The organism is Fibrobacter sp., assembly GCF_017551775.1.
GTDB lineage: Bacteria > Fibrobacterota > Fibrobacteria > Fibrobacterales > Fibrobacteraceae > Fibrobacter.
Map to the genome: position 1 here is coordinate 14,600 of NZ_JAFZKX010000042.1, position 12,861 is coordinate 27,460.

Annotated in this window: 10 protein-coding genes, 1 tRNA gene and 2 pseudogenes; 6 read left to right on the forward strand and 7 right to left on the reverse strand. The window is 55.0% G+C overall.

Annotated features, from left to right (window positions below; translation table 11 throughout):
- Nucleotides 1-29 precede the first annotated feature (29 nt).
- Genes IK012_RS05225 through trmFO form a run of 3 tightly spaced genes read left to right on the forward strand, consistent with a single transcriptional unit; the run spans nucleotide 30 to nucleotide 2,943 of the window.
- Nucleotides 30-1,145 carry an IMP cyclohydrolase gene (locus IK012_RS05225; RefSeq protein WP_290951519.1) on the forward strand — a complete coding sequence of 372 codons (1,116 nt, stop codon included), beginning with the start codon at nucleotides 30-32 and terminating at the stop codon, nucleotides 1,143-1,145.
- A gap of 38 nt (nucleotides 1,146-1,183) precedes the next feature.
- Nucleotides 1,184-1,615 carry a hypothetical protein gene (locus tag IK012_RS05230; RefSeq protein WP_290951495.1) on the forward strand — a complete coding sequence of 144 codons (432 nt, stop codon included), beginning with the start codon at nucleotides 1,184-1,186 and terminating at the stop codon, nucleotides 1,613-1,615.
- Nucleotides 1,612-2,943 (forward strand): methylenetetrahydrofolate--tRNA-(uracil(54)-C(5))-methyltransferase (FADH(2)-oxidizing) TrmFO, encoded by a 1,332-nt coding sequence (gene trmFO, locus IK012_RS05235; protein ID WP_290951498.1) that lies wholly within the window; start codon nucleotides 1,612-1,614, stop codon nucleotides 2,941-2,943. The genes IK012_RS05230 and trmFO overlap by 4 nt, the downstream gene beginning before the upstream one ends.
- A 220-nt stretch (nucleotides 2,944-3,163) precedes the next feature.
- Here the strand turns inward: trmFO and IK012_RS05240 are convergent.
- The 3 genes from IK012_RS05240 to IK012_RS05250 form a co-directional block, all read right to left on the reverse strand.
- Nucleotides 3,164-3,237: transfer RNA gene (locus tag IK012_RS05240), tRNA-Pro, on the reverse strand.
- A gap of 61 nt (nucleotides 3,238-3,298) precedes the next feature.
- Complete coding sequence (locus tag IK012_RS05245) at nucleotides 3,299-4,873, reverse strand: FISUMP domain-containing protein (RefSeq protein WP_290951500.1); 1,575 nt, start codon at nucleotides 4,871-4,873, stop codon at nucleotides 3,299-3,301.
- An 8-nt stretch (nucleotides 4,874-4,881) separates the two neighbouring features.
- A complete protein-coding gene (locus IK012_RS05250; RefSeq protein ID WP_290951503.1) occupies nucleotides 4,882-5,724 on the reverse strand; it encodes a TIGR02147 family protein in 843 nt (280 codons plus the stop codon).
- Nucleotides 5,725-5,944: 220 nt separating this feature from the next.
- On the opposite strand from IK012_RS05250, the gene lexA reads away from it, so the two are divergent.
- Nucleotides 5,945-6,592 carry a transcriptional repressor LexA gene (gene lexA, locus IK012_RS05255; RefSeq protein ID WP_173379801.1) on the forward strand — a complete coding sequence of 216 codons (648 nt, stop codon included), beginning with the start codon at nucleotides 5,945-5,947 and terminating at the stop codon, nucleotides 6,590-6,592.
- 217 nt (nucleotides 6,593-6,809) lie between these two features.
- Here the strand turns inward: lexA and IK012_RS05260 are convergent, their stop codons facing one another.
- Together IK012_RS05260 and IK012_RS13590 are read right to left on the reverse strand one after the other, a co-directional pair.
- On the reverse strand, nucleotides 6,810-8,087 hold the full coding sequence (locus IK012_RS05260) for a DUF1015 domain-containing protein (protein ID WP_367273776.1): 1,278 nt from the start codon (nucleotides 8,085-8,087) through the stop codon (nucleotides 6,810-6,812).
- Between the two features lie 99 nt (nucleotides 8,088-8,186).
- A pseudogene (locus tag IK012_RS13590) lies at nucleotides 8,187-8,684 on the reverse strand (DUF2062 domain-containing protein); the annotation flags it as partial.
- 95 nt (nucleotides 8,685-8,779) lie between these two features.
- Here IK012_RS13590 and greA point away from each other — a divergent pair.
- Nucleotides 8,780-9,250, forward strand: a complete 471-nt coding sequence (gene greA / locus IK012_RS05265; protein WP_290951509.1) for a transcription elongation factor GreA — start codon at nucleotides 8,780-8,782, stop codon at nucleotides 9,248-9,250.
- Nucleotides 9,251-9,318: 68 nt separating this feature from the next.
- Entirely contained in the window at nucleotides 9,319-10,113 is a 795-nt protein-coding gene (locus IK012_RS05270) for a TatD family hydrolase (RefSeq protein WP_290951511.1), read from the forward strand.
- On the opposite strand, the gene IK012_RS05275 is transcribed toward IK012_RS05270, so the two are convergent.
- Nucleotides 10,110-12,098: a bifunctional diguanylate cyclase/phosphodiesterase gene (locus tag IK012_RS05275; protein WP_290951514.1), complete on the reverse strand. Its 1,989-nt coding sequence runs from the start codon at nucleotides 12,096-12,098 to the stop codon at nucleotides 10,110-10,112. The two genes, IK012_RS05270 and IK012_RS05275, sit on opposite strands and share 4 nt — an antisense overlap.
- Before the next feature lie 609 nt (nucleotides 12,099-12,707).
- A pseudogene (locus IK012_RS05280) lies at nucleotides 12,708-12,861 on the reverse strand (NADP-specific glutamate dehydrogenase); the annotation flags it as partial.

The window sequence follows — 12,861 nt, forward strand, 5'->3', positions numbered from 1 at the left end:
TTAACGCCTGTGGCTTTGTCGCTCACGGGATGCCGCAGTTTTTTTTGCCAAAAAAAGCTATATTTAGGGTAGAAAAACACAAAGGAAAAGATATGTCCGAAGAATTGATTCTTAAGTTCGTTGACCCGCAGCCGATGCGCTACGGTGAAAACTCCCACCAGTCCGCCGTCTTCTACCGTGACCCGACCTGCACCGAAGCAAGCCTCGCCACCGCAAAGCAGCTCTGGGGCAAGGAACTTTCGTACAACAACATCGTCGACGCTGACGCCGCCCTCGAAATGGCCCGCGAATTCAGCGACGGCAACGCAGTCGTGATCGTGAAGCACATGAACCCCTGTGGACTCGCCACCGGCGAAAGCCTCCGCGAAGCCATGGAAGCCGCCTGGGCAGGTGACCCGGTGTCGGCGTTCGGTTCCGTTATCGCCGTGACCCGCAAGGTCGACCTCAACACGGCCGAATTCCTCAAGGGCAAGTTCGTGGAAATCCTCCTCGCCCCCGCTTTTGACGACGACGCTCTCGAATTCCTCAAGAACAAGTCCAAGGACATCCGTCTCCTCGAAGTGGGCGAAATCAAGAAGGCTACCCACTGCAAGGTGTACAAGCACGTCATCGGCGGCATGCTCGTGCAGGACCGCGACGTGGACACCTATGAAAAGTTTGAATGCGTCACCAAGGCCCAGTTCCCGAAGAACAAGGAAGACCTCGCCCGCTTTACCTGGCTCGTCACCAAGCACACCAAGAGTAACGCCATCGTGATGGGTTACGAATACAAGCCCGGCTACTTCCAGGTGATGGGCCTCGGCCCCGGTCAGCCCAACCGCATCGACTCCAACCTCCGCCTCTGCCAGCCGCGCGTCCGCGACAACGTCGCCCGCATGGAAGAAGCCAAGGCCTTCTTTGACGAAAACGGCAAGCTCGTTGACGAAGCCGGACTCAAGGCCCTGGAACGCAAGGTGTTCGGTGAAGTCGTGATGGGCTCCGACGCCTTCTTCCCGTTCCCGGACAACGTAGAAGCCGCCCACGACGCTGGCGTGCGCTACATCGTGCAGCCGGGTGGCTCCAAGAAGGACGACCTCTCCATTGAGAAGTGCGACGAGTTCGGTATCGCCATGGTGTTCACCGGCATGAGGCACTTCCGCCACTAAGTCAAAAGGTTCCAATGGCCCCGACGACGCAAAGAGAAGTGAATCAGAAGGAAAAGGACCTCTATTACGCGGTCCTGTCCTTCCTGAAGTCTGTCCGCAAGGCAGGCAAGACGACCGATGTCGAGTGGAAGGCTTATCAGGAGAAACTCCAGAAGATAGCGCCCACTCCCGACATGGGAAAGGCCGCCGACATGTGGACCATGGACAACCTGGACCAGTTCAGCCCGGACAACAACCAGTTGCCTCCCCTGAACGACATGGACTACGTCGCGAACGTCTCCCCCAAATTTGCGTCGCAGCTCATGGAAGCCATGTACTACGGGATGCTCAACCTCACGCAGGCAAACCTGATTTCGGACGAAATCCAGGATGCCGACCCGGAAATGGTATCGACGGCCTCGCTCGAGGAACTGCTCGTGAAGCTCTGGATCGGCAATGCGAAGAGCTACCGGAAGGTCGTAGCAAATTGAACGAACGTGTACGCGTAATCGGAGGCGGCCTTGCTGGCTGCGAAGCGGCTTTGCAGTTGGCAAGCCGCGGTTTTAAGGTTGATTTGTACGAAATGCGGCCCGTGAAGCCGACACCCGCCCACAAGGACGGGCACTTGGCGCAGTTAGTCTGTTCGAACAGCTTCAAGGCGCTGGGTATCACGAGCGCGCACGGACTTTTGAAGCAGGAACTCACGATGCTCGGGAGCTTCCTGCTGGATTCCGCCCGCGAGGCAGCCGTCCCCGCAGGCGATTCCCTAACCGTGAACCGCGACATATTCAGCGAATCGGTCGAAAAGAAGATTGCGGAAAGCCCCAACATTACACTGCACCGCGAAGAAGTCACGAGCCTCGAAGGCGACTGCCCCACGCTCGTCGCGGCGGGGCCGCTGGCCAGCGACGCGCTCGCCGACGATATCTTCAAGCGCCTGGGTAGCGAGCGCCTCCATTTCTTCGACGCCATCGCCCCTGTGGTAGAGACCGACAGCATCGACTTCGACCACGCCTTCTACCGCAACCGCTGGGAAAAGGGCGAAACGGCCGACTTCATCAACTGCCCGCTCGACAAGGAAACCTACACCGAATTTGTACGCAAACTCTGCGAAGCCGAAGCCGTGGAGCCCCGCCCCTTCGAGAAGAACGAACTGTTCGAGGGCTGTCTGCCCGTCGAAGAAATGGCCCGCCGCGGCTACGAGACGCTCCGTCACGGCCCCATGCGCCCCATTGGCCTGGGCTTAGGCAACAACGGGAAATTGTGGTACGCCGTCATCCAGCTCCGCGCCGAAAACAAGCAGAAGACACTCTTTAACATGGTGGGTTTCCAGACGCGCCTCAAGTGGGGCACGCAGAAAGAAATCTTCACGATGGTCCCGGCCCTGCGCAATGCGAAATTTGCACGCCTCGGCTGCATGCACAGGAACACCTTCATCGAATCTCCCAAGTTCCTAGACGCCACACTTAGACTGCGCCCCGATCTTGAATGCGCCAAGGGCATTCCGCCCACATGGTTCGCCGGGCAGATTACCGGCAGCGAAGGCTACACCGAGGCTGTCGCCACCGGGTGGTATGCCGCCTGGAACATGGCGCAGACGATTCTGCACGGGCATGCGGACCCGCTCCCGGACGAGAGCTGCATAGCATCGCTCATGAACCGCCTTGTGGAAGAGAACGAGGACTTCCAGCCCATGAACTTCAACTTCGGGCTGCTCCCCCACCACGAAGGCCTTAAGAAGAAGAACAAGAAAGAGATTCTTGCCGCCCGCGCCGAAGAAGCTGTAAGGAAATGGATCGCTGACAGGAAATTGATCTAGCAAATGAAAATCGCACCCCAGAGGGGTGCGATTTTCATATCGAGGGAACCAGATTGCGGCTTGGCACTTCGTTTCGCGCCGCCCTCCGGGCTTGCGCTAGCGCAAGCTCAAAAACACCTTTACTTTCGCTTCGCTCAACGGTGTTTTTGCCGAACTGACTTCACAGTTCGATCTGGCCCCGTAATACACAAAAGACCCCCTGAAGGGGGTCTTCTGTGTATCGGGGTAGCCAGATTCGAACTGACGACATTCTGCTCCCAAAGCAGACGCTCTACCAGGCTGAGCTACACCCCGAGCGCTACAAATATAGTAATATTTCTAGCAAAATCGACAGAGCTTATGTCAATCTTTTACTTTATTTCTTTATGCAGCGCACCGCGACAAATTCACCGTTTTCCCTTGGATCACTGAATGCGCCACTGACATCCGATTCGAACATACCATTCCTGACGTAAACGCCCTCTTCGAGCCAGAAGATATTGTACGGCGACAGAGACATTCGATCCCCATAGGGTTCCACGAGGCCATCCGTCCTTAGCGACAGCCCGAACATGTCTGAATCCGGATCATCACTCATGATCCTTACGAATATCTTCTTAGCAAAAGCCCGCCATTCGTCGCCGTCTTTTTCTGTAAATTCCTTCAAATCATCCTTGGTCGGCAGGCGCCATCCATCCGGACAAACCTTCTTGGACACATTGACTGTATAGAATCGGCTCGCCCCGTCGCAGTACTCGTTTTCACTCGGGTGCTGCTTCCTATTATACCTCGGGTCCTTCGCGCTCTTTTCCACAACTTTTGCACACAAACTCTGGTTCACGAAAAGCGTATCGGAACTGTCGTAATAATCTATGTCCTGCGCAAGCCAGGTCTGCCCATTATAAACGGTAGTCTTGTACACATGCCCGTCGCGCGAGTCCGTAAACGTCCCGTATTCAAAATCGGGATTGAAGAAGTACTCCGCCGGCATGAACGCCGATAGGTCAATATCGTACCAAATCCCTTCATGGCATACATAGACCCCGTTCGAAAAGGTCATGGCACCGTTTTCCGTACACAGCAAGCCGCCCTTTTCCCGGTTTGCCATTTCCATGGTAATCCACGAACCGTTCTCGCAGATAAAATGGTCGTTCCCGATGGTAATGACCGTATCACCGACGCTCTCGTCGCAGTAGGGCATAGCGGCGCACTTACGCCAGATATTGCGCATGATGGCGAGAGGATGGGAAATTTCTTCTTCGCTGTAGATGCATCCCAAAGGCATAAACTTAAAAGGAAGTCCATCCAGGCTGGCATAAGGAATCGAATCGATGCAGAAGTTTTCCGGTTCGAGCACGCCGTCGGCAAAGTCCTCCACCAGTGCCAGGGATAGCGTGCGGCTGTCATAGCGGTCCTTGTACAGGTAGTACAGCGTGTATTCCAGCATGTAGTCCACAAATCCCGGATAACCGCCAAACATCAAACTGTCGTAGAACAACATATCCAGGCCGAGCTCGCGGAAGAGTTCTTCTGTCGCGGAATCCTTCGCCGCACCGTTTTCAAGCCCCTGCCCTTCGAGGGCCTCGACACGCTTGGAGATAAAGTTGTCCAATACGCCATAAGTCGCCTGCTCGACAAGCGGCGCCGGGCGGCACCCTGCGGGGGGCGGGATGTCGATACCGCTCGAACTCGACGACGTTGCTTCCAGCGAACTTGAAGAACTCCTGACCATCAAACTAGAAGAACTCCCAGTCACCGAACTTGAATAAGTCACGGTCATCGAACTCATCGCTAAGCCAGATGAACTTTCCGCCGCCGAACTTGAAACAAGCTCGCCAGAAGAAGTGCCCTGGGCCATCGTATTCTCTATTTCGGTGGTCCCGCTTATGTTCGACGATTCCGTGCACGCAAACAACAGGAATGCGCCGAGCACCATAAGATACCTATTCATATTCATACCTATTCCCCCCTCTTGGAGTCTTGAGGATCAACTTTGTCCGTCAAAGGAAACATTTGTAAATTCATTTGATAAACCTGGTCAATATTTTGACATTCGTTCGCGATGGAAACAATCTTTTTGCGGAACGCATTTATCTCGTTCACGATGCGCTCATAGGTCGGCTTGTCGACGCCCATCATGACACCCGAAAAGTTACGTTCGTCCACGGAATCCCTGATAATGGAGCGCACCGCATATTCGCCCATCTTCCGGTTCAAGGTACGGATAGCAAGCGGAATCGCTTCTTTCGAACCCTTTACCGATTTTTCAGTCTGTTCGTAAGTACCATCGTCGTTCTTCTTGAGCAGATCCGCCTTCACCAAGAAATGCAAAATCTCGCGGACCTCCAGGGCGGTGACGCCGCACTTCATCTTGGCAGCCATTTCGCCAAACGTCGCTCCCGGCATGAGCGGAGCAAGCTCGCGGACAATCGGGCATGCCGGATTTTCATAGTAGCGGAACGCGTCCGCATCGACAACGCGAATCTTGTTCAGGCGAGCCTCGCGTTCGAGCTCCTTGAGCGCGGCTTCTTTTTCGGCATCGGTTTTCGCATTCCCGAACTTGACGAGCAGCGCAAAATAAGTGAAGTCAAAACCTTCGAGACCCATGGCGCGGGCCGCCTTCGCAATTCCCGGCTTACTCAGGCGCGTCTTCCCATCGCACACTAGTTTAAGGTATGTCGGCGAAACGAACCCGGCAAGTTCCGCAAATTTGCGCCAGGTGAAATACGAACTCCTTTTGCGCTCTTCGTAGAAATCACACATATATTGGCGGTAATCGCTATATTCAACAATTGGTTTCATACCCCTAAAAATAATACAAAATTCGCCAAAAATTCATAAAAACAACAATTTCTTAAAAAATGTGTCATCAAAAATAAAATATGATACAAGCGTGTGTCATATAGGAAACGCGAGCCGTTACTTTCTTGTAAAAAATGCAATTTTGTGCAGTGAACCTATTGACAATTGCCCAATTGTGCATTATATTTAGGAAGTATAAATTTATATTGCGAGGTTCATCATGGAAAACAGCAAGCGCAAAGAGTTGACCGATCGTCAGCTAGAAATTTACGAGTACATCAAGAAGTATTCTAAAGAGAACCACATGCCGCCTACGGTCCGCGAAATCGGCAACCATTTCGAGATTTCCTCGACAAACGGCGTGCGTTCCATCCTCGCCGCCCTCATCAAGAAGGGCTACATCAACCGCTCCCCGCGCCTCAGCCGCGGCATCGAAATCGTAGACACCGACGGTTCCGCCGCCGATGCAGCACCGAGCAACACCATCGAGATTCCCATCGTGGGCCGCGTGGCCGCAGGTACACCGATTCTCGCCGTCCAGAACCTGGAAGGCACGGTCACCATCGACCGCGATTTCCTCGCCTGCCGTTCCGACGTCTTCGCACTGCGCGTCAAGGGCGACTCCATGATCAACGCCGGCATCTTCGACGGCGACCTCATCTTCGCACGCCAGCAGAAGTCCGCCGAACGCGGCGAAATCATCGTGGCGCAGGTGAACAACGAGGCTACGGTCAAGTACTACCAGCCGCAGCACGACCACATCGAGCTCCGCCCCGCAAACCCGAAGTACCGCCCCATCATCGTGAACAAGGGCAACGACTTCTCCATCGCGGGCCGCGTCATCGGCGTGATGCGCAAGGTGAACTAGGCGGAATCCTCGCCTGCCAAGCCGGCGCTCTTCAAACCGGCACACTCCATACCTGCGCTCTTTAAACCGACGCTCTTATTTATACAGAAAACCCTGCCGTTGTACCGACAGGGTTTTTCGCATTGCAGTCATGCTGATTCTGTAGTCATGCTGACGTCACCCTGAAGTCATCCTGACGAAAGTCAGGATCGGCATTTCGACCCTGTCCTGACCTGCGTCAGGATGACCAAGCGTCAGGAGGGCATTCGGGTTCGTCCAGCGTGTGGACCAGCAGGCCGTCGCGCAGCTTGGGTTCGAACCAGGTGCTCTTCGGCGGCATGATTTCGCCGGCATCGGCAATGTCCATCAGCTGGTCGAGCGTGGTCGGGTACATAGCGAACGCGCAGGCGCATTCACCGCTGTCGACGCGCTTCACGAGTTCGCCGAGACCGCGGATGCCACCGACGAAGTCGATGCGCTTGGAAGTGCGCGGGTCGTCGATATCGAAAATCGGCTTGAGCACGAGCTTCTGGAGGAGAGCCACGTCGAGGCTGTCGACCGGGCCCAGGTTCTTGAGGAACTTGTCCTTGAACGTGCAGGCGTACCACTTGCCTTCCAGGTACATGTTCACCTGGTTCTGCTTGGCCGGGTGCTGCATTTCGGCGAGCGCCTCGATGTCGAACACCTGCTTCAGGTCTTCCATGAGCTGTTCCGGAGTACGGCCGTTCAGGTCCTTCAGCACGCGGTTGTAGTCGAGAATCTTGAGCTGGGTGCTCGGGAAGAGGATGGCGAGGTAACGGTTGTATTCCTCGTCGCCCGTGTTCTTCGGGTTCTGCTCGGCGCGGTAGCTAGCGGCGCGGGCACCGGCAGCGCTGCGGTGGTGACCGTCGGCGATGTAGGAGACCGGAATCTCTTCGAAGCTCTTGCGGATGGCGGCAATCTCGGCATCGTCATCGATGATCCAGACGGTATGGCCGAAGCCGTCGCCGTCGCTCACGAAGTCATAGACCGGCTTGCGCTTGGTAACGGCGCCGAAGATGTCGAACTGGCCGTTGTCGCGGTAAGTGAGGAACACCGGACCGGTATTGGCGTTGGTGTCGAGCACGTGGCGCAGACGGTCTTCTTCCTTGTCGGCGCGGGTCAATTCGTGCTTCTTGATGATGCCGTTGAAGTAGTCGGCAGCGGGCACGGTGCAGACGAGGCCGTACTGTTCGCGGCCGTTCATCGTCTGGCGGTAAACATAGAGGCAGTCCTTCTTGTCGTGCGCGATGACGCCTTCGGCAATCATCTTCTCAAGGTTCGCACGTGCATGGGCATAGACCTTCGGGTCATAGGCGTCGACGCTGTCGTCAAGTTCCAGTTCGGCGCGGGTCACGCGCAGGTAGGAATGCGGCAGGCCTTCGGCCATGGCCTTGGCTTCGGCGCGGTTCATCACGTCATAAGGGAGTGCGGAAATGTCCTTGGCCTCGGCAGGATTGACCGGGCGAAGGGCCTTGAACGGATAGATGTGCATCATGGGCTTCTTTCCTTTGTGTGATTCCTTGATTAAAACTTCGTCCTCGGAAATGAGGTTGTGGATATAGCCGGTCTTGCCCTCAATCCACTTCTTCTTGCGGTAGCTCACCACGAAATACGCGATAAAGAAGAACAGGAAACCGGTAATGGCGGCGACGATGGTGATGCCGACCATAAACGCGAGCAGGTGGCCCGCAGCGTTCTCCCACAGGTTCGAAAGAATATCCAGGCAGTTGCGAATAGACATGCGCTCGAACTCGCCCAAGAAGTCGAACTTGATCGGGGCGGGGTCAACAATCTTGCAGCCGATGTAGTAGCCCGACGGGTAGAAAATCCCGAACTGCGTCACAGGGTTCGCGACAAAGTCGGCGACGACACCCGGAACCTTGGGCAAGCGGAAAAGGGCGCAGATAGCGACAGTCAGAATGATGGCGAAACCGATGGTCGGCCACACGCCGATAAAGACACCGACAAACACCGACCATGCAACCTTCAGCGCATCCTGGCGACGAGGGAACATGCGGTTGTAGTATATGCGGCTAAGGCGCTTGTACTTGGACTCTTGTCTTCTGCGTGGAGAATCTTCTTTAACCTTCATAAGCGCGCTCAAAGATAAAAAAATTCGGCCCCGCTGCAAAGGGAATCATGATTTTCCTCACGCACGAAAACAGCGCTTTTTTGTATTTTTGCGGCATGAAGCACATGATTTCGAAAGAAGGCTTTGAAAAGTTCAAGGCGGAATGGGAGCAGCTCAAGTACGTCGAGCGCCCCGCCATGATAAACCAGGTGCAGGCGGCCGCAGCCGAAGGCGACAGGAGCGAAAATGCGGCCTATACCTACGGACGCATGCGCGTACGCGAAATCGACCGCAGGCTGCGCGAACTGGACCGCATTTTGGACGGCGCACAGATTATCGAGACCAAACCCACCGAGGACGGTTCCATCCGGTTCGGCGCGAACGTCAGGCTCCTCGACAAGAAAACCAAGCGCGAAAAGAAGTACAGCATCGTCGGCGAAAAGGAAATCGACCCGCTGCAGGGCCGCATCAGCCTCAAATCCCCCATCGGCACGGCACTCGTCGGCAAAAAGCAGGGCGAAACCGTGCAGGTGCAAGCCCCCCGCGGCACCATCACTTACGAGATATTAGAGGTAATGTATGATTGATAAATGATGATTGATGATGAACGAGCCCACATTATCCATTATCAATTATCCATTATCAATCATCAATTATGTTTGTCGATACGCACTGCCACATTGATTCCTACGAACGCCACGCCGGAGAAAGCTTCGACACGCTGCTCGCACGCCTCCCCCACGACAGCGACCCTACCATAAGGCCGCCCGAGGCATTCATCCATGTGGCATGCGACCCGCAGGACTTCGACTACGCGCGGGAACTTTCCGAAAAATACGAAAACGTCTACGCCGCATACGGGATACATCCGGAATACGTGGAAACCGAGACGAGCGACGACGAGAAGCGCATGGTCGAGATGCTGTCGCACCCCAAGTGCAGAGCCTGCGGAGAATTCGGGCTCGACTACCACTACGGGGCAGACACGCGAGAAGCACAGACAAAGTTGTTCGAAAGGCACCTGCAGCTCGGACTTGCAAGCGGTAAACCGCTCGTACTGCACCTGCGCGAAGCGGACGACGACGCGCTCGCCATACTGCGCAACGCCGACCTCCGCAACAGCAAAATCCACGTCCACTGCTTTACCGGCACCCGCGACTTCGCCGAGCGCCTCCTCGCCCTGGACGCGGAAATTTTCATCGGATTCACAGGCATCGTCACGTTCAAGAACGCAGTCAACGTGCGCGAAGCCGCAGAAATCGTCCCCGACAACCGCATGCTCCTGGAAACCGACGCCCCCTACATGGCGCCCGTTCCCTACCGCGGGAAGCCCTGCCATTCCGGCTACATCCCCTACATCGCCAAGACGCTCGCCGAAACAAGAAAAACGCCCGTAGAAGAAATCTACAGGCTCTGTCGCGAAAATACGCGTAACTGCTACGGAATTTAACGAGCGTCCGCGGCGGGCTTCACCGTTCCCGCATAGTGCTCCTTCATGTATTCGAGCGCATCGCCGGGCGTAAGCGGCATGCTGAAATAGAATCCCTGGATATGGTGGCAGCCTTCGCGGCGCAAGAACTCGAGCTGTTCCGCCGTCTCGACGCCTTCCGCGATGAGTTCCAGGTGCAGCGACTTCGCAATCCCGATAACCATTCTCGCAAAAGCGGCGTCTTCTTCGTCGTCGGCCACGTGGTCCACGAACGACTTGTCCATCTTGAGCGTATGCACCGGCAGGTGCTTGAGGTACGACAGGCTGCTGTAACCCGTACCGAAATCGTCGATGGAAATCTGGAGCCCCATATTGGAAAGCTTGCGCATGATATCCGCGGCCTTTTCCACCTCGCATGTCGCCGTATATTCGGTAATTTCGAGCTTGAGGTTGCGCGGGTTCAGGTTCGTCTCGGCAAGCACGCGCTTCACGTCGTCCACCATGGATTCCATCGCGAACTGCCTTGCGGAGAAGTTCACGGCGACGCGGATGTCGGTATAGCCCATGTCGACCCATTTCTTCGTCTGGACGCAGGCCATCTTCAAAATCAAAGCACCCATCGGGACAATAAGCCCGGTCTCTTCGGCAAGCGGGATGAATTCAGCGGGCGAAATGATTCCCTGCTCGGAATTGTTCCAGCGGACGAGAGCCTCGAAACCCACGATCTTGTCGGAATTCCCGATATCCACAATGGGCTGGTACATCAGCACGAATTCCTTCGCCTGGATGGCACGGCGGATTTCGTACTCGAGCTTGTAAAGCTTCATCGCCTTGTCGCGGATACCGCCCGTCACGAACTGGATGCCGCCATGGCTACCCGTCTTCTTGAGGTTGCGGAGCACCGCATTGGCGCTTGCCATCACGTCCTCGACGCAGTCCACGTCGCTGTTCACGACGACCGCCATAGAGACGCTTATGTAGAGTTCCTGGCCGTCCAGCTGAATCGGGGCCTTGACCTTCGCGTGAATCTGCTTCACGATGGAAAGCAGGTTGTCGCGCACGTCCGTACCCTGGATATCGTGCAGAATGACCGCAAATACATCGGGTCCAATGCGGGCGACCACGTCGTTTTCGCCGCACGACGCCTTGATCCTTTCGGAAATGACCCTGAGAACGTTGTCACCGAAGTTGATGGAGTAAGAGGCATTGATGGCGCCGAAACTGTCGATATCCAGAAGCGCGACGCCGAAGAAATAGTCGGGCTTCTGCGCGGCGAGTTCCACATCGATCTTGAGCTTTTCGAGGAAGAACTTGCGGTTGTACACGCCGGTAAGGGCGTCCTGGTAAGCGTAGAAGTATTTTTCGCGTTCAGAATCCAAGCGGCTCACGGGTTGGCTTATGGAGCCGATGACGCGAATGGGCCTGTTCTCGGAATCCATCTGCGGACGGCCCGAAACGACGATATTCGAAGGCCCGTTCTTGGAAGGCGAAGAGAGCCTGAGCGTCTGGGAGAAATTCCTGCCTTCCACCAGCGACTTGTTCACCTCTTCCTTGAACTTATTCCAGTCCTTTTCCATCACGTAGGACTTGAGCGCAGAAAGGGAATCCTCGAGCCCGCCTTTGGCACCGAGAAGCTCGGCAACGCGGTTCGACCAGTAAACCTTCCCCGTGGGCACATTGAACGTCCAGAAGCCTTCCTGGGAGACGTCAATCATCATCTGGTGGAGTTCGTACTGGTCGTTCAGATCTTTCTGGTAATCGCGAACGGGTTCGCCGCCGACAGTAGTCGGGATGATAACGTCGTTGCGCATTTTACGGCGCGTAGCCGCGGTCGGGAACTTGTAGAAGAGCGAGATGTAGGCAACAAAGAGAATGGCCGTAAAGTATGGGATAAAGCCGAAGTAGCTGCCGGAGAGATTCAGTATTTCGGGGACGAACGCTGCAAACAAAAAGCATGCAAACAGCAAGGCGAAACGTAAGACAATGTGTTCATCAAATAATTTCATATACCAGAAACCAATTCACCCAGAAAATAAACTAAAAATAGAAGTTTGGCGTGTCCCCAGAGCAAAAAACGTTTATTTAAGAAAAAAAATACATTCTAAAGTCGAGTATTCCAACTTGGAGTGTGAGATGGCTCACACAGCGTATTAAAATTGTTTAAATTTCGGCAATTGTCAATTTTTCCCTGTGTTTTCGCTCACAAAAAAATCCTTCTCCAAACCAGATTATTCCGCCATGGACTCTTGACAAAAAAACGGCATAAAAAAGCACAAAAAAAACTCCAGCTATAGGCCGGAGTTTTTTTAATGCAATTGCATCTGGGAAAGGAGGGCCCGTGAGCAAAAAAGGGCGCTTGGTATTAACCAAGCGTCCTTTAACGCCTTCGGCATCCGCGGCTTCACTCGGTCATAAAATCATGCAAGCATAATTTTGCGACACTCGCTTTGCACGCTTTTGCGAGAGCGAGGGCCAGCCCTGTACTTGTCGTACAGATTCTAGCCCGAGCGGTCGTGCCGTGAGCAAAAAAGGGCGACCAGTATTAACTGGTCGTCCTTTGCGAGAGCGAGCGCAGACCGGAGAAGTGGTTCCCGAGTCTAGCGCGAGCGGTCGTATTACACTGCGCCCTGCCACTTCATGGCGTCGGCAACCTTGAGGAAGCCAGCGATGTTTGCACCCATGACGAGGTTGCCCTTCTGGCCGTACTTGACAGCGGCAGAGGAAGCAGCGGCGTAGATGCTCTTCATGATGCCTTCGAGCTTCTTGTCG